The sequence below is a fragment of the Neisseria sp. P0020.S003 genome (genome assembly GCF_051957095.1).
In the GTDB taxonomy this organism is placed as follows: Bacteria; Pseudomonadota; Gammaproteobacteria; order Burkholderiales; family Neisseriaceae; genus Neisseria; species Neisseria subflava.
Map to the genome: position 1 here is coordinate 86894 of NZ_JBQCWU010000001.1, position 20910 is coordinate 107803.

Sequence of the window (20910 nt, forward strand, 5' to 3'; positions counted from 1 at the left end):
TCTCTAACAGTTTGTTTTGATAATAATGTTTCCAATTGTTCTTATGGTTATATCTTAGTCTATTTTCTTTATAATCTCAACAAAATCATATGTTATTGGGAAAGAGATAGTTTATTTATTTATGAAATGGAATTGGTTGAATATATTCAGGTGAAATTATTCTTTAGATTCTCTATTTTTAGTGGATTTTCAATGAATTTAGCTGAAGATATTTGCCAAGTAAATTCTGATTTTTAAGCCGATATAACTGGAAAGTCCGGATGTGTGATGAATCATTTTGCCATCTTTTAATATGATAATGGTCGGCGTGACGGCTATGTTCCATTTTTGAGCCATCAGGCCGTCTGAATCGTTGAAGTTTGGAAAGGATAGATTGTTTTGTTGCATATGATGGGCAATGTCCGCGTCGCTTCCGGAGCGCAAGGCTACGCCCAGTGTTGGGATATTGTCTTGGTGCAGCTTTTCTATGGTGGACGATGTGTATGAACAAATACGACACCAGCTGCCCCAAAAATAAACGATGGCAACCCGATTTTGGCTGAAGGATTGGAGAGAGGTGGTTTGCCCATCGGTTAAAGTGATGGTTTGTGCTGCTGATTGTAAGGGTTGGTCAGGCTTGCGCACCCAGTCGACAATCAGGGATAAGAAGATGAAGATAATCACAGCCTGAAGCAATGATTTGGCGTAGTGGATCAGGGTTTTCATCATATATTGCGGGATATTGGATTATTGTTTTATAAATGAAAAAAAGCCTTGCAGAGCAAGGCTTTTTGATTCGATTCTGAAAACGTATTAACGTTTGGAGAATTGTTTTGCGCGACGTGCTTTGCGCAAACCTGGTTTTTTACGTTCAACTTCACGAGCATCGCGAGTAACGAAGCCTGCTTGAGACAGAGCTGGTTTCAGGGCTGCGTCGAAGTCGATCAGGGCGCGGGTGATGCCGTGACGGATAGCGCCGGATTGGCCGGTTTCGCCACCACCGGTTACGTTAACTTTGATGTCGAAAGATTCGGCATTTTCAGTCAGAACCAGAGGTTGACGTACAACCATGCGGCTGGTTTCACGTGCGAAGAATTCGTCAACGGGACGGCCGTTTACGATGATTTGGCCGGTACCTTTAGTCAAGAATACACGAGCCACTGAACTTTTGCGGCGGCCTGTGCCGTAGTAGTATTTACCGTTCATGTCGTGTCCTTATTATTTCAGTTCCAAAACTTTAGGTTGTTGTGCAGCGTGGCCGTGTTCGGCGCCGGCGTACACTTTCAGTTTTTTGATCATGGCGTAGCCCAGAGGACCTTTAGGCAACATGCCTTTTACGGCTTGTTCCAAAGCGCGGCCTGGGAATTGCTCTTGCATTTCGCGGAAAGTACGCTCGTAGATGCCGCCTGGGAAACCAGAGTGACGGAAGTATTTTTTGTCTTCGAATTTAGTACCGGTCACGCGCAGTTTGTCTGCGTTGATGACGATGATGTAATCGCCGGTATCAACGTGAGGGGTGTATTCGGGTTTGTGTTTGCCGCGCAGACGGTGTGCGACTTCGGCTGCGACACGACCCAGAACTTTGTCTTCTGCGTCAATGACGAACCATTCGCGCTTCACCTCGTGGGGTTTTGCAGAGAAGGTTTTCATGGTTGGAATCCAGATATATATAGAAAGTTATGGATTTTAAAGAGGAGATTGGCTTTTGTCAATCTTAATTGAGTGTGTTTGATGCATGAATATGCGGTTTTTTCAGACGGCCGGAAATCTTTACGAAAGTCTTTACTTAGAAAGGGAAAAGCCACACCTGTCGGTATGGCTTTTTTAGGGAATCCCCACGAGTGCCGTTTAGGCTGAATCCGCTTGAACCTTGCTAACAAGGCGGTCACCTCGGGTAGTTTCGGGTGCGTCCGATAAACGGACACTCGCGCCCACTACAGCTCCCGGCAACCTAAAGCGAACGTATTGGTTCAAAGGAATATATGCCTTCGCGAACACCGCAGGGAAAAGGGGGAAATCAGTTTTGTTCCAAGCGCGCCAGTGCTTTTTGGCACGCGTTGTTCATGTCGGTTATTTTACGCTCAAATTCACCGATTGCCAAATCGTCGTTGAGGGTGGTTTTCAAGAGGTCGTGTACGACGTTGAGGGCTGCCATGACGACGATTTTGTCCGTGCCGACGATGCGGCCGCTTTCTTTAATCGCGTCGCTTTTTTTGTTGAGCATTTCAACGGCTTGCAGGAGGGTGGCTTTTTCTTCACTCGGCGTGTTGATGGTGAAGTTGACATTCATGATGTCGAGATTGACTTGTTCGATACTCACGGGGCGTCCTTTTATTGTTGTGGTTCTTGGGGCAGTCGGGCAATGAGGCTGCGGATTTGGTCTGCACTTTGGGCCAGCGCGTTGCGGTAGTTTTCTTTTTCGGCAGTCAGGTTGTCAATTTTGCTTTGCAGGTCTTCTTTGAGTTTGCCGACTTGAACCAGCAAGGCTTCGCTGAGTTCGTCAATGGCCGCGTCGTGTTGGCGTTTTTGTTGCTCTTGTTCGAGTTTGAGTCTGTCGATTTCTTCGTTGAGGCGGCGGTTTTCTGAAACCAGCGTTTCAAATTTTTGGACAAGTTGGTAAACGTTGATTTCCAGATTGTTCAGTGATTGGTTCATGTGTTTCCCTTCAGACGGCCTTATGGCCGTCATATTGTGCGTCAGGCCGTCTGAATGGCAGACGGCGCGATAGTTTATTCGAAGCGCGCGCTTCGTTCCATCAGTCGTTCAACGACTTGCTGCGGGGTCATTTCTTTGCGGATGAGTTGCAGCAGGGTTTGAGTGATGGGCATATCGATTTGGTATTTGGCAGCGGTGTTGAAGACTTCTTCAATGGTGCTGACACCTTCGGAAACGTGGCCGATTTCGACAAGCACTTGATGCAACTCTTTGCCTTCTGCGAGACCGAGGCCGACACGGCGGTTGCGCGAGAGTGCGCCGGTACAGGTCAGGATAAGGTCGCCGATGCCTGCCAAGCCCATCATGGTTTTGGGTTGCGCGCCCATGGCGATGGCAAGGCGGGTGATTTCGGCAAGGCCGCGTGTTACTAAGGCTGCGCGTGCATTGAGGCCGTATTCGAGGCCGTCTGAAAGGCCGGTGGCAATCGCCATGACGTTTTTAACGGCACCACCCACAGCGACGCCGATGACGTCGGTGCTGCCGTACAGGCGCATTACGTTGGTGTTCAGTTGGGCAGTGGTTTCTTCCACCCAGTCTTTGTTTTCGGAAGCAAGTACGATGGCGCAAGGCAGTTGGGCTGCAAGTTCTTGGGCAAAGCTCGGACCTGAGAGAACGCCGATTTTTTTATTGTTAGGCAGGACTTCTTTCAGTACTTGGAAAGTCAGAAGGCCGGTATCTTGTTCAAAACCTTTGCAGGCGGCGAGAACGGGAATATCGGCGGCGTTATGCTGTTTGAGCAGCTCGGCGCTGCTTCTGAGGCCGGCTACGGAGGTAACGATCAGGGCAAGTTGGCTGTCTTTCAGCGCTTCGCCCAAATCGGCGTGAACGGTCAGGGACTCAGAGAAAGGGAAGCCGGGCAGGCCGCGTTTGTTTTCGCGATCTGCTTGCAGGGTGCGGATTTGGTCGGGATTGCGTGTCCAAAGGGCAACTTCATTGTTGTGGTGCGCAAAGTGCAACGCGAGAGCTGTACCCCACGAACCTGCGCCGATGACGGTAATTTTCATGTTTCTCTTCCATATGGGAACGGGGCTTACTTTAAAACAAACGGCTTTGGGGTGCAAGGGCAGCGTTTGTGAAAAATATTTTGTGCCGTTTAAAAAGCCTTAGGCCGTCTGAAAGTTCAGACGGCCTACTTCGGTTTATGATTTATTGTTACCGGAATGGTAGGCATCGTAGGCGTAGTAGTCGTAGCTGTTGTTGGCTTCGCGCTTCATGCCGTTGAGGACGACACCTTTGATGTTGATGTGGTTTTGTTTGAGGCGTTCAACGCTGGCCTCAAGCTCTCGTGCACGCGTATGTGCATAACGGCTGATCATCAGGACGGTGCCTGCATGTTGGCCGATGATGACGGCGTCGGTCACGGCCAATACGGGCGGCGTGTCCAAGATGACGTAGTCGTAGCGTTGGCTAGCGTTGGCAAGCAACTCGTTGAAACGGTTGTCCATCAAAAGCTCAGACGGATTGCTAGGATAGCTGCCGCTGCTGATGAGGTGGAGGTTTTCAATGCCGGTTTCTTGTACGGCTTTGGCTGGAGCCGCTTTGCTGTTGAGGATGTCAGACAAGCCGAACTCGGGGGTAAGGCCGAAGAGTCGGTCAAGGTAGCCTTTGCGCATATCGGTATCGATAAGCAGAACGCGTTTGCCTGACTGCGCCATTACGGTGGCAAGGTTGGCGGAGATAAAGGATTTACCTGCTTCAGGCGCGGCACCGGTAATCATGAGGACGTTGTTAGGTGCGTCCAGCATGGAGAAGTAGATATTGGTGCGCAGGGCGCGGATGGCTTCGACGGCCGTGTCGGCGCGGTCTTCGCTGGCCAGCAGATAGTTGGAACGGCCGCCGGTTTTCTTGAATTTGCTTTTGAAGAAGTCGCGTTTTTGCTGGGTTTTGGAGTGCGGAATAAGAGCGACGACTTCCAAATTGAGGTTTTCGATTTCTTCGGATGAAGTAATGCCGTTTTTCATGCGGTTGCGAATCATCAGCCACAAAGCGGTCAATGAACCTGCGGCAAGTGCGCTCAGGAGTGTGATGACAGCTTTGCGCGGGGCAACGGGGTTTTCAGGGACATAGGCATAATCGACGATGCGGACATTACCTTGCGCACTGGCTTTCATGATGTTGAGTTCTTGTTGTTTGCTCAACAGTTGGACGTAGGTAGCCTGGTTGGTTTCTACGTCGCGGGTCAGGCGGATAACTTCTTGTTGGGTATTCGGCAACTCAGCAATTTGTTGGTTGATTTTGTTTTTAGCACGCTCGAGAACGGCAAGTTTGTCCAATACGGCTTTATAGGAAGGGTGTTCCGGCGTGTATAGCTCGGCCAAGCCTGCTTCTTCGGTTTTGAGCAGGGTAATTTGGGTTTCGATGCCGGTCAGGCTTTCCAATGCGCCTTTGGACTCGAGCGGAATGTCGAGGGAGCCTGATTGTTGGCGGTAGGCATTGAGTTTGTTTTCAGCGTCTTGCAAGGTTTCTTTCAAGCGTGGCAATTCTTCGCTGATGAAGGCCAAACCGCTGGATGCAACTTGGACGTCGCGTTCGCGGTTTTGCGCAACGTAGTTGTCGGCAATGCTGTTGAGGATGACACTGGTACGTTTAGGGTCAGTGCCGGTAAAGGTAAGGTTGATGATGGGGCTGGTTTTACCTTTGCTGATGACCGCCAGTTTGTTTTGGATGTTTTCGATGGCGCTGATGCGCGAGAACTTGGTCAACGCAAATTCTTGACCCGGATTGGCTAAGATTTGATCGATTTTGAGGGTGGTTTGATTGTTGATTTTCAGAGGTACGCCGACCTTGCCTTCTACAATGCGTTTGTCAGGCAGGGTAAGGGTATAGGCTTTGTTGCTCTTGGCGGTCAGCGTGAAGGTTTTGTTGAACCATTCGTCTTGTACGGTAAAGCTGCCGACGGTCAGTTTGGGATCAGGGTCGCCGCTGACGTTGTGCATCAGGCTGCCGATAACGGGTGTGTATTTGGCTTTGACTTCTTGGTCAAGCTGAAGGTCGTCAACGGTTTTACCCAGTACCAAGCGTGATTGAACCAGCTCGACTTCTGCTTCAGACGGCGTGGTTTGGTTGTTGAAGATGCTGTTGATTTCGGTCAGGATTTGGTTTTGTCGCGTTTCAATTTCCAGCATGGCGTCGGCACGGTATTGCGGAGTGGATGCCAGGCTGAAGGCTGCGCCAAGAATGCCGCCTGCAAGCAGGGCGGCGAGGATTTTGTATTTATTTGTCCAAATTACGCGCAGCTGTTGGCCGAAGTCGATTTCGTCGTTGTCTGCGCTGTAAGGTGTGTAGGTCGTTTTTTTCATTGCTTGCTTTCTTGTTCATGCCGGTTTTATACCGGTTGAGTTTTTCCGTTTAGTTTGGTTTTCCAAGTGTCTGCGGCAGCATTGAGCTGTTCAAAAACGGCTTCAAACATTTCGCTGCTTTGTTTGTATGGGTCAGGTATGGTTTTTTTAGGCAACCATTGGGCAAACAGCATGGTTTTGCTGCGTGCCGGCGGATGGATGTCGGCCACCATGTCGATTTGACTGGGCTCCATGACGAGAATCAAATCGGCCTGTTCGCACATCTGGGCGGTCAGTTGGCGTGGCGTATGGCCTGCAACGATGACGCCGTGTTTGAGTGCGGTTTTAATGGCCTGGAAATCGGCATCCTTACCTGCCAGTGCTTTTATGCCGGCGCTGCTGATTTGATGGCCGGGTAGTTTTTTCTGCATGATCTGCTCTGCAGTGGGGGAGCGGCAGATGTTGCCTAGGCAGACGATGAGTATGTTGTGGTACATGATATTGTTTTCGGTTTATGGTCTGAAAAAAAACGTGAGTCAGACTATAAGATACTGCTTTTCCGTTTGTGCGGTGTGTACGGCTTTTGTATGCCGTTTATGTAATTAGCTTGGATTGTGCGTGATTTTGTATCCTGCTGTCAAACAAGGGTCTGACAGCAGGAACCACTGTTTATCTAAACGTATTGTCGAGGGTGTTGACGTTGCTGATGGAGTTGGTAATTTGTGACATTACGCGGTTCCAACGGGTAACCGGGGCAGCGGTAACGTAAACGGTATCTTCCGAACGCAGTTTGAATTCGCTGCCCAATGCGTAAGAAGTCGCATCTTTCAGGTTGAGCTGATAGATGTGGATAGGTTTGGCCGCGTCTTCTGGTGCGCGGCGGATTACGAATACGCCGGTTGCGTCAGCATAGTTTTGGTTCATACCGCCGACTTCTCCGAGCGCTTGGGTCAGGTTGAGGCCGTGATTGCCGATCGGCAGTGTGGCTTGTTTGCCGACTTCGCCCATGATGTAGATTTTGTTGTTGCTGCTGTTAGGAACGTAAACGATGTCGCCATGGCTGAGGAGATGGTTTTGCGACATATCGCCGTATTGCAGCATGTCTTGCAGGGAGATGGTGCGGTCGACGCCGTTGTGCGTCCATTTGATGTGTTGGGTGTCGGCACTTTGGGTAACGCCGCCTGCTTGGTTGATGGCATCCAAAATGGTCATCGGGATATTGGTAATCGGCAGTTGACCTGCTTGGTTGATGGCACCGGATACTGAAATGCGTTGCGAACGGAATTCGGTAACGTTGATGGCTACTTGAGGGTTTTTGATGTAGCGTTTCAGAAGGTTGGTCAGGGTGTTTTGCAATTCGTCCAAAGTTTTGTCTTTGGCTTGAATTTTGCCTGCCAGCGGGTAAGTAATATAACCGCCCTCATCTACCCAGGCCCCGCGGCTGACTTGGTTGGTTTGCGGGTTGCTTTGCTGGATAGGGGAGTTAAGGTCGGAGTGCGCCCAAACCATGATATTGAGGACGTCGCCGCTGCCGATGCGGTAGCGGTAAGCGCTTTTGCTTTGCTCCAAACCTTGGTTGTTTTGGGAAAGTACAGGCGGCTTACGCATTTTTTCAATCAGGTTGGGCGTGATGGGGTAAACGGCAACGCGGCTGTCGAGGTTGGTGTCGGCTGCGGTGTCGGTATCGGTGTAAACAATGGTTTTGGTTCTGGTTTTGATGGTTGAACCAGGAATGACTGTCGTGCTGTTACAGGCAGTCAGTGCGAATAGAGTAAGCAGGGAGAGCGTTTTTTTCATGTAGTAGTCCTTGCGGGATGGTGTCCGGGCCGTCTGAAAATGTTCAGACGGCCTTATTGTTTTGTTGCCAAACCAAGTCGCAGATACCGTCTTTGGGTACGAAGCCTGTCGGTGCGCACAACAAAAGCTGGCGCAGGCTGTTTTGGTCACTTTGGAGGCAAGCGGTTTGGAGTTCCGACAGTATGTCAGATAATTGCGTCCATGGAAGCATTACTTCACTGGCGGTCATAATACGGGGATGAGTGGTTTTTTGTACCTCGTCGCCAATGAGCAGTTCTTCATAAAGTTTCTCGCCCGGGCGCAGGCCGGTAATCTTGATTTCGATGTCGCCGTGAGGGTGCTGCTCGTCTTTGACTTTGAGGCCGCTGAGGACAATCATTTGACGGGCAAGGTCGATGATTTTGACGGATTCGCCCATGTCGAGGACGAATACGTCGCCGCCTTTACCCATTGCGCCGGCTTGGATAACCAGTTGCGCTGCTTCGGGAATGGTCATGAAGTAGCGGGTAATGTCTTGGTGGGTCAGGGTAATCGGGCCGCCTTCGGCAATTTGTTTTTCAAATACAGGGACAACGGAGCCGGACGAACCCAATACATTGCCGAAACGCACCATGCAGAAGCGTGTTTTTTGTTCCGGTTCGACGGCAAGGGCTTGCAGGCAGAGTTCGGCCATGCGTTTGCTGGCGCCCATAGTGTTGGTCGGTCGGACGGCTTTGTCAGTGGAAATCAAAACAAAGGTGGAAACGCCCGCATCTACGGCGGCCTGCGCGCAGCAGAGTGTGCCGAACACGTTGTTTTGAATGCCTTCGATGGTGTTAAACTCAACCATAGGGACGTGTTTATAGGCTGCGGCATGATAGACGGTGTCGACGTGATAGGCCTTCATGATGCTGCTAAGGCGTTCTTTGTTTTGAACCGAGCCCAAAAGCGGTACGACTTCGACTTGGCTGCCTTGCGCGGCTTGGGTTTCGCGCAATTCTTTGTCTATGCTGTACAGGGCAAATTCGGACAATTCAAACAACAGCAGTTTGGTCGGACGGCAGTTGAGAATCTGACGGCAAAGTTCGGAGCCGATAGAACCGCCTGCGCCGGTCACCATCACGACTTTGTCGCTGATGTCGGCGCTCATCAATTCAGGGCGCGGTGCCACAGGGGCGCGGCCGAGCAAATCGACCACAGAGATTTTTTTCAATGAGCTGACGTTGATTTTGCCGTCGACCAAATCTTTCATGCCCGGAATGGTCAGGACTTCGCATTTGTATGCTTCGAGGCGGCGGATGATGTCTTTGCGTTCTTCCGGCGTAGAACTTGGAATCGCCAGCAGAATTTTGCGGACGCCGTAGCGGCTGATCAGCATCGGGATTTCATTGGGGTTGTAGACGGCAAGATCATAGATGACGGTACGTTGGATTTTTGGGTTGTCATCGACAAAGGCAATGGCTGAGTATTCGTTAACCTGTTTGATGGCTTCCAACAACTGGCGGCCGGATTGGCCTGCGCCATAGATGATGACGGGGGTCATCTGTTTGCGGTGATGGTCGGTCAGAATCGCACGCAGGATCATGCGCGAGCTGATGACGCCGACCACCAAGACCAAGAAATAGACGATGGGCAGGGCAAGGTGCAGTTTTTGTTCAAAAATCAGGGTGGTCAGGCAGAACAAGACCGCTGAAATGATGCTGCCGAATGCGGCGGCGGTCAGGACGCGGATGCTGACGAAGCGCGTGACGGCGCGATAGAGGCCGATACGGATGAAAAGGATGATGGTCAGCACAGCGGTGCTACCAAAAGCCAGCCAGTTGGCGATGCTCAACCATTCGTCGGAATATTGTACTTTGAGGCTTTGAGCAAACCAAAACGCCACGAATATCATCAAGATATCGTGAATGACGAAGAAGGCTTTTTTAAGGTTGCGCGGCAGAGCCAGCAGGGTTTCCAAGTTCATTTTATATTTCTTGTGTCTGAGTGTTGTAATGTGGCTTGGTACGGATTGTTTGAAGCAGGCTGTTTTATTTTTCAGACGGCCTGAAGTTGCAGGCCGTCTGAAAATGATTATGCCGTGGCTTCAGTCAATACGGCTTCGATGTTTTCTTTGCAGAACGCAATTTCTTCATCGGTCAGGGTTGGGTGCACCAAGAACATCAGGCTGGTGTCGCCCAACTCTACAGCGTTTTTCAAACGCTCTTTCGGACGCCAAGGCGTGTTGTCGAAAGCTTTTTCCAAATACACTTCGGAGCAGCTGCCTTGATAGCATGGGACTTTGCGTGCGTTCAGTTCGTTGACGATGCGGTCGCGCGTCCAGCCTTCTTTGAGGTGTTCGGGTTTGACGAAGGCGTAGAACTTATATTGCGCGTGTTCGATGTAGTCGGCGACTTCAATCAGGCGGATGCTGGCGAATTTGCCCAAACTTTCTGCCAGCTTGGCGGCGTGCGCTTGACGGCGGGCAGTCCATTCGGGCATACGTTTGAGCTGGATGCGGCCGATGACAGCCTGCATTTCCATCATGCGCCAGTTGGTGCCGAAACTTTCGTGCAGCCAGCGGAAACCTGGTGCGTGTTCGCGGTGGTACACGGCATCATAGCTTTTTCCGTGGTCTTTGTACGACCACATTTTGCTCCACAGCTCTTTGTCGTTGGTGGTGACCATGCCGCCTTCGCCGCCGGTAGTCATGATTTTGTCTTGGCAGAACGACCATGCGCCGACGTGTCCGATGCTGCCGACGGATTTGCCTTTGTATTTCGCGCCGTGCGCTTGGGCGCAGTCTTCGATAACCCACAAATCATGTTCTTTTGCCAAGTCCATGATGGCGTCCATTTCGGCGGGCATACCGGCGAGGTGGACGACGATGATGGCTTTGGTATTCGGCGTCAGCGCGGCTTTGATGGTTTCGGCGCTGATGTTTTGGCTGTTCAAATCCACATCGGCAAACACGGGGTTTGCGCCTGCGGTAACGATGCAGGAAGCGGAGGCGAGGAAGGTGCGCGAGGTAACGATGACGTCGTCGCCTGCTCCTATGCCCATTGCTTTAAGCGCGACATCAAGTGCCAGCGTGCCGTTGGATAGGGCGACGGCGTATTGCGTGCCGACAAAAGCTGCAAATTCTTTTTCAAATTCGCGACATTCCGTACCTGTCCAGTAGTTGACTTTGTTGGACAGCAGGACTTTGGAAACGGCATCGGCTTCTTCTTGAGTAAAGCTTGGCCATGGAGAGAGTGATGTATTAAGCATTTGTTTTTCCTGCGAAAAGACTGGTTGAGCCTTTGGGGGCGATTTCTTCCAGCAGTTGGCGGTTGATTAAGGTGTATTTTTGACCGTTGATTTCGACGTATGCGCCGTCGTAAGGCGGGAACCAGAATGCACGGATTTTTTTCTCGACGTCGTCGCCGTCACGGATTTGCTTCATGGCTTCCATTTCGTCACGGCTGACGTAGCGGCCGCCGATGTTTGGCGTGGTCGGCAATTTGGTTTTCGACTCGATGGCACGGGTGATGATGCGTCGTGCGAAATCTTCCAATGCCTGCATGGTTTTGCGTTCGAGCGATTGGGCAGTTTCTGTTTCAGCGTCGATAGGGAAACGGTCCACTTCGATAATTTCGCCGGTATCGATGGAAGCATCGACGTAGTGGGCGGTATTGCCCCATTCGTTCAGCTCGTCCATGATGGCCAGGTTGTAGCCGCCTGTGCCTTTGTATTCGGGCAACAGCGCAGGGTGGAAGTTGATCGTGCCTAAAGTCGGAATGCTCAGGAATTCATCACGCAGCTTGCGCCAGTAAAGGACGGACAAGCCCAAATCGTATTTCAGACGGCCTTCTCGCATTGCTTCCAAAGCCGTATCGAAGGTGTACAGGGGCAAGCCCAATTCCTGCGCGGCGGCCGTAGTCGGCGAGCCTTGCAGATGGCTGTCGGTTAAGACACCGACGATTTCGATATGGTCTTGTTTGGTCAAAAAACGAAGCAGGTTGGCGGAAACCTGTTTACGACCCATAAATAAGATTTTCATGGAGAAATGTCCCTTATGCATTTGCTTTTTCGGTGGCGGAAGTTGTCAGTGTAGTCAATTCTTCCAGGGTGTTTATCCAAAGGGTGGGCTGGTATTCACGACCGTATTGCTCGGGCTCGGCTTGATGAATATTGTGCGGCTTAGGCATGATGCCTATGGAGAGCCAACCCAGTTTGTTGGGTGCGACAAAATCTTTTTTGATGTTGTCGCCGATGTAGATGAAACGTTTTGCAGCCGGATATTTGTTTTGCAGGAAGACAAAACGCTTATCGTCGGGTTTTTCCGATTGCATGGCTTCTGAAATCAAAATGTCGTCAAACAAATCGGTCAAACCCAAGGCCTGTATTTTCAAACGCTGTGTCAGACTGCGGCCGTCTGTAATCAGGGCGCGTGCGGCAAAAGGGCGCATCAGCTTCCGTAAAAAAGACGGTTCGACATAGGGTCGGATAACAGGCCTATGTAGTCGATATTGCCACAAAAGTGATTGTTTCTCTAATTCGTTTAATTTGCAATGATGGCACAAATTATCGAGCCAGTCTTTACTTTTATTGTCTACAATTTCATTTAGTACGTCGGCATCGTATTGAGGATAAAGCGACGTAATTATCCCTACAACTGCCTGTATTCCGGAGTATTTGTAGTCGTGCTCAGAGTAAAGCGTATCGTCAAGATCGAAGACGATGACAGATTCTTCCGGCTTAATCATGTTCTCTTACCAAAACTTTAGCATCGTAACGAAGCATGATTAAATTGTTTTCCCAGTCGTTGGAGAAAGGGATGTCTTGGCCGCCGATGTATTCTTGAATCAGCCAGCCCGGATAGTTGCCGCCTGCGGCGTAAGTCAGCGGGAAGCCGCCGCCGAAACGCGGGTTGATTTCCACACCGTAGGTCGTGCTGTCGGTTTTGCTGACGAAGAATTGCGCGGTAATACAGCCGCGTGCGCCTTCCAATACGGCCATTTTTTCAACCAGCTCTTCATATAGGGCATTGCGTCGGGTTGCGCCTTTGCTGACTTCGCCGGTACGCACTTCCAAACGTTCGCGAGGAATGGCGCATTTCAGACGGCCTTGACGGTCGTAATACATATCGACGGTAAATTCGGAGAAAGTATTCTCGATATCGATGTATTGGGCGAACATCATTTTCGGGTCTTCGGTAATGTCGACAGTCAAATCAGCCGGTGTGTTGATTTTTTTCGCACCGATGGCTCGGCTGCCGTCATAAGGCTTGGCAAAACATGGGAAAACCAGGCGGTCCCGTTCGTAAATTTCAGGCGAACGGATACTGTATTGTGCAAACAGGCCTGCGGTCAGGCGCTTGTCGCAGCACAGGGTAATCAGCTTTACATCGGAAATGACAATATGTATTCCTTCAGCTTCAAAATGGTCACGTGCTTCGGCCAGTTTGAGCAGCTCGGTATCGATGGTTGGCACAATCAGACCGATGTCGTGTTGTTGGGCCAGCTCGAGAATGCTGTCAATGTATTCGGCTGCATCGATACGCGGCACACTGAAAGCGCGGTCGGCAACATGGCAGGCAGAAGACATGTGTGGGTTGAGGTCAGTGGCAAAAACGCCGATGCCGTCTGAAAAACGTGTGGCTTCGGTTTGAAAGTCCTGCACCAATTCGACACGGCGACCTGCCGACAGAATCAGTATGTTATTTTTTTTCATCAGTTTTATTACCCGTGAAATAAGGCATGGTGGCTTCTCCTTCGGCTGAGATGCCTTCTTTGACGAAGATTTTTTTAACCGTCAGGAACAAAATTTTGATATCCAGCCAAAAGCTGAAGTTGTCGATGTACCAAACATCGTGGGCAAATTTTTCATCCCATGAAATGGCGTTGCGGCCATTGACTTGGGCCCAACCGGTCACGCCCGGTTTCATTTCGTGGCGGCGGTTTTGGAAGTCGTTGTACAACGGCAGGTAGTGCATCAGCAGCGGACGAGGGCCAACTAGACTCATCTCGCCTTTTAAGACATTCCATAATTCAGGAAGTTCGTCCAAACTGGTGGCACGTAATTTTTTGCCGAAATCGGTCAGGCGTTCGCTGTCCGGTAGCGGGTTGCCGTCTTTATCGATTGCATCGCGCATGGAGCGGAATTTAATCATTTTAAACGGCTTGCCATCTTTGCCCGGCCGCTCTTGGATGAAGAACACGGGCGAGCCTAGGTTTTTGCGGATGAGGTACACCAAAATCAAAAACACAGGCGACAGGATAATCAGCCCTGAAGCGGAGGCAACAATGTCAAACAGGCGTTTGAAGAATTTACTCATGAGCTAATCTTTCAATCAGGTTGACGATTTTTTGATAGGCAACGTCGCGTTTGAAGCGGCGGACGATTTCTTCGGACTGAACGGGATCGTTTTTGCGCTTCAAAATATCTTTGGCGGCTTGAACGAAACCGTCCACATCGCCGGAACGGTAGTTCGCATGCGGCAGCAGGGTAAGGACTTCGGCAACTTCGTCGTTGACCTGGCTGTTCAGAATCGGTTTTTGTAAAGCCATATAGTCGGACAGTTTGTTGGTAATCGACTGCATGGCGTAAGAATGGATGGCGTTGACGGAGATGTCGCAGCCTTTGGCGACCGACATCATTTCGGCGTAAGGAATGTAGCCGTAAAACTTGATGCCGTCGCAGGCGTATTGTTTGAGCCTGTCCAAATCGGGGCCGCCGCCCATGATGTGCAATTCGACGTTTTCGCCGGCGTCCAACAGCTTGCGAACGCCTTTGCACACGGTTTCCACGTCATAGCTGTAACTGAGCGTGCCCAAGTAGAAAAAGCGGGTTTTATCGTCGCCAAAATCTTTGGCAGGCGCGGCATCGAGTTTGGGAAAGTCAGCACCGATATAGACGACTTCACTAGGTACGTTCGGATTGGCTTCTTTGGCGCGGTCGAGATAAGTCTGCGATACGGCAACCAGCGCGTCGGCGTAGCGGTAGGCGCGGTTGGCGCGGGAGGAGAAGGGCAGCAGGTTGTGCGGGATTTTTTTCAAAAACGGCACGACCGAGGAGAAAGACTCCGGCCATACGTCCTGCACATCGACAATCAGTTTGTAACCCAAACGCGCTTTGTGTTTGCCCAACAGCAGGTTGGTGGCAATCAGCGGATAGGCGGAAAAGACGACGTCTTGTTCGCCCGGACGGCAGTTTTCCAACCATTTTTCAAAATGTTTGACGAAGCGATGATGGCTGGTCACGCGTCCTAAAGACACGTTTTTGCTGTATCCGCTTTCTTCCAACAGCATGACTTTCAGACGGCCTTGTGAGGCGGCCTCGGCATCTTCGGGCCGTCTGAAAGATTTGTTGTAGTGCTTGAAGTTGCTGGTAATCAGCAACACGTCATGCGACTGCGACAACAGCTCGGCAAGATACCAGAAGCGGTTGAAATGCGGCTCGGACGGCAGCGAGCAATAAGGGGCGACGATGGTAATGTTCATGTTTCAGACGGCCTTACATTTCGTACGCAGCCATGGTGGTGCGGTAGATTTCATCGTCGGAGCATAAAGTTTCGACATGTTTGTGCAGGGCTTTGCCCATTTGGCTGCGCAACTCTGGATGCTTGATGAGTGTATCGACGGCTTCGATAAACGCTTCGTCATCGCCAAAAGGAATGCAGTAGCCGGTTTGGCCGGTGATGACCATTTCCGAAATGCCCGCCATGTTGTAGGTCACGACAGGCGTGTCGTAAAGGCCGGCTTCCAAAATATTGTTGCCGACACCTGCGCCGTGGTCGCCCACGCAATGCGGCGTGTTCACCAAAATATCGACTTCTTTGAAGTAGCCGGTCAAGTCGCGGATGCCGCCGAGGAAGGTGACTTTGTCTTCAATGCCCAAACGTTTGGCTTGGGCTTTGAGGTTGTCCATTTCTTCGCCTATACCTGCAACGTTGAGGCGTACAGGCATGCCGCGGTCAACCATTTTCTTCAAAATATCCAACATCAGATGCACGGCGCGGACGGTGTCCAAGCGGGAAAGCGTGCCCAGTTGAACATAGTCTTTGACCGTTTTTTCAGGAACAAAATCTGCTTTGTGCAGGGCGTTGTAAGTGTAGGTGATGCGGTTGGCAGGGAAACCGTAACGGATGAGTTTTTCGCGTTCGTGTTTGCAGTTGCCGATGATGTACACGCCCAGCTTGTCGAAAAGCTTGGCAATTTTCGGATAAGTTTCCGGATCAAGGCCGCGAGCGTGGTAGAACACTTTGGTTTTCGGCGAAGCGAGCTTGGCTGCAATGGCGCAGGCTGGAACGATACGCGCCATTTGGCAGTGAATCACATCAGGTTTTTCTTTTTTCAGCAGCTTCATATAGGCAAACATGCCTTTGACGTAACCCAAAAGACCGCCTTGGTAAAAATCAATCGGCTGCCAACGGATGCCCAATGCTTGCGCTTCCTGAATCAAAGGGCCGTCTGAAGAGGCCAATACGATATCGTGTCCGCGTTGTTTGAGCAGGCGGCCGAGGCGGAAAGTGGCGTTTTCAGTGCCACCGAGACCGAACATGGAGGTAGTCAGGATGATTTTCATGATGGTTTCTTCGTATCGTATAGTGTTTCGTTGTATGCGTAAGCGGCCATATCTTTCAGCTTGGGCGCAACAAATACGCTGTAAATAAAAATCAGCAGGCAGGGCAGCCAGATAAACGGCATACGCAAAATGGTGGATGGAATAAAACCGGCCAGCAGGAAAATGCCCAAGGTAACCCAAGCCAGTACGCGTGATTTATTGGTTAGTGCACGGCTTGAGGCAGTGTAGAGGAAATAAAACGCTACAAATGCAATAAAGCCAAGCAGGGAAATTATGCCGAAACCCAAATACAGTTCGATGATAAAACTGTGCGGATTTTCAAAACCCACGCTGTTACTCAAGTGGCCGCCGAAATATTCGCGGAAGTTTTTAGGACCGTAACCGGTCAGCAGCAGGGGCGGATTGTTCCAGAAGTAGTTGTAAATCTCCTGACGGTAGGACACGGAGTTGTCGCTGCCCAAGTCGTACAGGAAGAGGTACACGCGGCTGGAAAAACGTTCCAAAAACTGGTTGCCGTTGAGCGACAGCAAAAATTCCGCAATCGCGCGTGACGGAATCATCGACAACACCAACGCCAGCAAACCAGCTACGCCGACTGTAATAAAACCGTTTTTGCGATAGGCCGTATAAACCAGCAAAATCAACAGGTAACAGCCGATGGCGGTACGCGATACACTGGCGAAAATGGCCATGCCCAACAGCAGGAACAAACCCCAGCCCAGTAGTTTTTCTTTGTGTTTTCGTCCTTGGAGTTGGAAGAAAAACAAAATGGCAGGTGCAAGGCAGACTGCGGTGGCGGCAAGGTTGTTCGGGTTAAAGAACAAGCCTTTGAGTGAACCTTCATCAATAGCCAACTCATCGCTGGCGCTCACAAACTGAATGCCGGTGGCCAACTCTGCAAAAGGCGGCACGGCGATAAACAGCGTAAATACGATGAGGAACTTTTGAATCGTTCCCAAAGGGTCGTCGGCACGTTTCGATACTTGGTAAAACAAGTAGAAGAAAGCCGGAATCGCCATAAAAAACAAAATATCCATGTACTGCGTCGGCGTCAGCGACGTAATACCCATGTGGATGGCAGGCCAGATGCACATGGCGGTCAGGGCGCAGAGCATGGCAAAAATCTTGCGCGGAATATGCTTGCTTTCCAGAAAAAATACGACAAAACCAAGCAGTACAAATATCAGGGTCAGCGGGTTGTCGATACGCGGCACGCCGACCTTAAAGGATAGCGCGGGCCCCAGCATATAGGCTGCGAGCATGATGTATAGGATGTAAGTGTATAAGTTCAGACGTTTTATTTTCATGGTCATTCTGTTGTTATCGTAGAGACGTGGATCTCAGGTTGGCTATTTTGCCGAACGGTTTAATTTGGCTTTGATTTTTTCGGTCGTGGCAAATAGTGCGTGTTTGTATTTTAGGAACAGGAAACCCAGTCCGACTGCCCATGCCAGAGCAAACCAAATGTAGTTGTCGCGCGTACCCAGCCAAGTGTAGGCAAGGCAGATCATCAGGCAGAGCGTTGAGTTGGTATAAATCTTCAGGCGCGGCAAAGGTTGCCATAGGCGTGAAGAGAATTCGGTTTTAAAGATGAAAAACAGCCAAAAAGCCGTTGCGCTGGCCATAGCCGCACCTTTTGCACCAAATTTCGGTACCAGCAGATAGAGCAGGGCGGTATTGGCGATAAAGGCAACGATGTTGATGACAGTAATCAGCCAAGTCGAGCGAACGACGTTCAAACCGATGCCGCTGACTTCGGTCAACGTGTAAAACAGGGGGAAAAGCATACACGAGAGCAGGATAAATTGAACCTGCGTGTATTTTTCCGGCAGTATCCAAGTCGCCATCGGCGAGAAAATCCCGATAAGGCAAATCATTGCGCTGATGAGGACGGTCATGGAAAGCGTGATGTCGCCGATTTTGTCCAGATTGGTTTTTTCTTCTACCCATTTGAACACCAAAGGCGCCCAAATGGTGGAAAACACGCTTTGGAAAATCAGGGCAACAGCGCCGAAACTGACCGCCATCGAGTAAATGCCCAATTCGTCCAAACCCGAGATGTTTTTGAGGACGAAGCGGTCAATCGAAGTCAGCCCCCAATAGGCCAAGTTGCCGAATGCCAGCGGCAGGCCGTAGCGCAGGCCGTCTCGATGCAGCTCGGACGACCATTTTGCATGGGAAACGGCTTGCAGGTCTTGGCGCAGCTGATATATCAACAGTACAACGGTAAGCACTTGGGCTGCGGTGTAGGCAAAAACCAGCGAAGTAGTATTGGCAGGCAAGCCGGAAGCAATCACGGCAAAAACCAACACCAGAATCAAGAATTTCGGCGCAAGCTGGCTGACGGAAAAAGCCAATGCCTGCTCTTTCATCCGCAAAATCAGGGCTAAAAAACGGGTAATCAGCGTGGTGGCCAAGAAAATCAGAAAGAGAATCCCCAAATTTGCACTGGGGATGTCAAAAATGATTTCAGACGGCCATGATGCGTTTATCAATAGCACTAAAACCATAACCGCCATAGTCAGAATCAATGGCGATAAAAAAACGGATTTGAACAGCGCGGTCTTGTCTTTAACGGCGTAATAGTCACGAATATAGGATTGGTCCAGCCCCAAGCCCAAGAGCAGAATGCTCAGTCCGGCAATGGTCTGCAAGAGTACGATACGGCCGATGTCTTCCGCAGGGAAGTACCATGAGATGAGTGGCAGGGAAAGCAGGCCGAAAGCGGCGCTTCCTACCGGGCCCAATGCGTAGCCGAGGATTTTTTTCGCGTTCATATTATTTGTTTTCAGACGGCCAGAAGTTCGAGCTGAGCGTTTTTCGTAAGGTATGTGTTGTTACCGTTGCCGGTTTGCCAAGGCCGTCTGAAAAACAAATGGCCTTGGGAAACCGGCCGCCGTCCCAATCAGGGAAACCGGAGGCAGCCGGATGCGTCTGAAGCAAGATTATGCTTTGATGACTTTAGGATTTTTCACTGGGAATTTGCCACGTGTATCGACAATCAGCTTGGCATGTTCAGTAATCATGTCATAGTCGAATTTGTCGTGATCGGTGGTCAGAACCACGCAATCGTATTGGGCGACAGTTTCGGGGGTCAGCGCTTCACTCTTCAGGTCGAAGTAGTGGTGTCCGGGGATGTGCGGGAACTCTGGAACGTGCGGGTCAGAGTAGGAAACCACTGCGCCCAGTTTGTGTAGGCGGTCCATCACTTCCACAGACGGGCTTTCACGCATATCGTCCACGTTTTTCTTGTAGGCGATACCCAATACCAAGATTTTGCTGTCTTTGATAGAACGGTTGTGGTCATTCAAAGCCAGGCCGACTTTTTCGATAACGTAGTCGGGCATATGGGAGTTCACTTCACCGGCCAGCTCGATGAAACGGGTGTTTACGCCGTATTCGCGTGCTTTCCAAGTCAGGTAGAACGGGTCGATAGGGATACAGTGGCCGCCCAAGCCAGGGCCCGGGTAATAAGCAACGAAGCCGAACGGTTTGGTTGCGGCGGCATTGATGACTTCGTGAATGTCGATGCCCATTTTGTCGGCAACAATTTTCATCTCGTTCACCAAGCCGATGTTTACGGCGCGGTGGATGTTTTCCAAAAGTTTGGTCAGTTCGGCGGCTTTGGTGGAGCTGACGGGGACGACTTTATCGATGGCAGGTTGGTACAGTGCCAGGCCGACTTCCAAACAAGCAGGGGTATGGCCACCGATGACTTTGGGAATGGTACGGGTTTCAAAATTCGGGTTGCCCGGGTCTTCGCGCTCGGGAGAGTAAACCAAGAACACGTCTTGACCGACTTTCAAGCCGCCTTCTTCCATGCGCGGCAGTAATTCTTCTTCGGTAGTGCCGGGGTAGGTGGTGGATTCCAAAGACAGCACTTGACCGGCGCGCAGGTAAGGTTTGACTGCGTCGGTAGTGTCGATCACAAAGCTCATGTCCGGTTCGCGGTATTTGTTCAGCGGAGTCGGTACGCACAAAATCACGGCTTCTACTTCGCCGATGCGGGAGAAGTCGGTCGTTGCTTCAAACAGGCTGTTGGAAGCAGCGGCAATTTTGTCGGAAGGGATATGCTCAATGTAGCTTTCGCCTTTGTTGAGCTTGTCGACTTTGGTTTTGTCGATGTCGAAACCCAAAACTTGGTAACCGATATCCACATAGCGCAACATCAGTGGTAAACCGACGTAGCCTAAGCCAACGATGCCGATTTTTGCGGTCTTATCGGCAAATTTTTGTATCGTAATGTTTTTCATGATGTCTTTCGTGTAATGAATGAGTAAATCGGGAGTGTTTGCCCGATGCCTGAGTTGTTTGCTGCAACCGCATAGCCATAGCCGGCTGCCGTATTGTGTGAAGCCTTAAAACCATACTTATAATTACGTTAGACAAAATCATAAGCACTTATCTGATTCGTCTCAATCAAAAAAGTTTAATGGTCGTTCAGACGGCCTATAAGGCATGAAAACGGTATTTTTGAATGCTTAATTTTTAGAAGTTACATTCAACTACATGTTTTGATTTTAGATATTGTTTTGTCAAATGCATGGTTCATGAAATGAAACTACCGTTTATGCCGTTTAAAACCCTTCTAGAATAAAAACTTTTAATAAATTTT

General features: G+C 50.3%; 20 protein-coding genes and 1 other RNA gene. All 21 read right to left on the reverse strand.

What is annotated here, in order from left to right:
- Positions 1–198: 198 nt before the first annotated feature.
- Positions 199–708, reverse strand: coding sequence for a protein disulfide oxidoreductase (locus tag ACTHTQ_RS00440; RefSeq protein ID WP_440362742.1), 510 nt, complete (start codon positions 706–708; stop codon positions 199–201).
- A gap of 84 nt (positions 709–792) precedes the next feature.
- A complete protein-coding gene (gene rpsI, locus ACTHTQ_RS00445; protein WP_003681515.1) occupies positions 793–1185 on the reverse strand; it encodes a 30S ribosomal protein S9 in 393 nt (130 codons plus the stop codon).
- Positions 1186–1197: 12 nt separating this feature from the next.
- Complete coding sequence (gene rplM / locus ACTHTQ_RS00450; RefSeq protein ID WP_440362743.1) at positions 1198–1629, reverse strand: 50S ribosomal protein L13; 432 nt, start codon at positions 1627–1629, stop codon at positions 1198–1200.
- 178 nt (positions 1630–1807) lie between these two features.
- Positions 1808–1988, reverse strand: a non-coding RNA gene (gene ssrS, locus ACTHTQ_RS00455) — 6S RNA.
- 8 nt (positions 1989–1996) lie between these two features.
- Positions 1997–2299 (reverse strand): cell division protein ZapA, encoded by a 303-nt coding sequence (locus ACTHTQ_RS00460; protein ID WP_003681511.1) that lies wholly within the window; start codon positions 2297–2299, stop codon positions 1997–1999.
- Positions 2300–2310: 11 nt separating this feature from the next.
- Positions 2311–2634: a hypothetical protein gene (locus ACTHTQ_RS00465; RefSeq protein ID WP_191620629.1), complete on the reverse strand. Its 324-nt coding sequence runs from the start codon at positions 2632–2634 to the stop codon at positions 2311–2313.
- Between the two features lie 74 nt (positions 2635–2708).
- Positions 2709–3698 (reverse strand): NAD(P)H-dependent glycerol-3-phosphate dehydrogenase, encoded by a 990-nt coding sequence (locus ACTHTQ_RS00470; RefSeq protein WP_440362744.1) that lies wholly within the window; start codon positions 3696–3698, stop codon positions 2709–2711.
- A 135-nt stretch (positions 3699–3833) separates the two neighbouring features.
- Positions 3834–5993, reverse strand: a complete 2160-nt coding sequence (locus ACTHTQ_RS00475) for a polysaccharide biosynthesis tyrosine autokinase (protein ID WP_440362745.1) — start codon at positions 5991–5993, stop codon at positions 3834–3836.
- A 26-nt stretch (positions 5994–6019) separates the two neighbouring features.
- Positions 6020–6469 carry a low molecular weight protein-tyrosine-phosphatase gene (locus ACTHTQ_RS00480; RefSeq protein WP_440362746.1) on the reverse strand — a complete coding sequence of 150 codons (450 nt, stop codon included), beginning with the start codon at positions 6467–6469 and terminating at the stop codon, positions 6020–6022.
- A gap of 172 nt (positions 6470–6641) precedes the next feature.
- Positions 6642–7769 (reverse strand): polysaccharide export protein, encoded by a 1128-nt coding sequence (locus ACTHTQ_RS00485; protein ID WP_003684536.1) that lies wholly within the window; start codon positions 7767–7769, stop codon positions 6642–6644.
- Between the two features lie 43 nt (positions 7770–7812).
- The gene (locus ACTHTQ_RS00490; protein ID WP_440362747.1) at positions 7813–9714 is read right to left on the reverse strand and encodes a polysaccharide biosynthesis protein; all 1902 of its coding nucleotides are present in this window, start codon (positions 9712–9714) and stop codon (positions 7813–7815) included.
- Positions 9715–9821: 107 nt separating this feature from the next.
- Entirely contained in the window at positions 9822–10997 is a 1176-nt protein-coding gene (locus tag ACTHTQ_RS00495; protein ID WP_440362748.1) for a DegT/DnrJ/EryC1/StrS family aminotransferase, read from the reverse strand.
- Positions 10990–11769 (reverse strand): methionyl-tRNA formyltransferase, encoded by a 780-nt coding sequence (locus tag ACTHTQ_RS00500; RefSeq protein ID WP_440362749.1) that lies wholly within the window; start codon positions 11767–11769, stop codon positions 10990–10992. Before ACTHTQ_RS00500 ends, ACTHTQ_RS00495 begins: the two co-directional genes overlap by 8 nt.
- A 13-nt stretch (positions 11770–11782) precedes the next feature.
- Complete coding sequence (locus ACTHTQ_RS00505) at positions 11783–12475, reverse strand: HAD family hydrolase (protein WP_440362750.1); 693 nt, start codon at positions 12473–12475, stop codon at positions 11783–11785.
- A complete protein-coding gene (locus tag ACTHTQ_RS00510) occupies positions 12468–13442 on the reverse strand; it encodes an ATP-grasp domain-containing protein (RefSeq protein ID WP_440362751.1) in 975 nt (324 codons plus the stop codon). The genes ACTHTQ_RS00505 and ACTHTQ_RS00510 overlap by 8 nt, the downstream gene beginning before the upstream one ends.
- Positions 13429–14046 (reverse strand): sugar transferase, encoded by a 618-nt coding sequence (locus ACTHTQ_RS00515; protein WP_440362752.1) that lies wholly within the window; start codon positions 14044–14046, stop codon positions 13429–13431. The genes ACTHTQ_RS00510 and ACTHTQ_RS00515 overlap by 14 nt, the downstream gene beginning before the upstream one ends.
- A complete protein-coding gene (locus ACTHTQ_RS00520) occupies positions 14039–15211 on the reverse strand; it encodes a glycosyltransferase (RefSeq protein WP_440362753.1) in 1173 nt (390 codons plus the stop codon). Before ACTHTQ_RS00520 ends, ACTHTQ_RS00515 begins: the two co-directional genes overlap by 8 nt.
- Before the next feature lie 13 nt (positions 15212–15224).
- Entirely contained in the window at positions 15225–16295 is a 1071-nt protein-coding gene (locus tag ACTHTQ_RS00525) for a glycosyltransferase family 4 protein (protein ID WP_440362754.1), read from the reverse strand.
- Positions 16292–17602 (reverse strand): O-antigen ligase family protein, encoded by a 1311-nt coding sequence (locus ACTHTQ_RS00530; protein ID WP_003684579.1) that lies wholly within the window; start codon positions 17600–17602, stop codon positions 16292–16294. The genes ACTHTQ_RS00525 and ACTHTQ_RS00530 overlap by 4 nt, the downstream gene beginning before the upstream one ends.
- 42 nt (positions 17603–17644) lie before the next feature.
- Positions 17645–19072, reverse strand: a complete 1428-nt coding sequence (locus tag ACTHTQ_RS00535) for an oligosaccharide flippase family protein (RefSeq protein WP_440362755.1) — start codon at positions 19070–19072, stop codon at positions 17645–17647.
- Positions 19073–19240: 168 nt separating this feature from the next.
- Positions 19241–20548 carry a nucleotide sugar dehydrogenase gene (locus tag ACTHTQ_RS00540; RefSeq protein ID WP_036492804.1) on the reverse strand — a complete coding sequence of 436 codons (1308 nt, stop codon included), beginning with the start codon at positions 20546–20548 and terminating at the stop codon, positions 19241–19243.
- Positions 20549–20910: the final 362 nt, after the last annotated feature.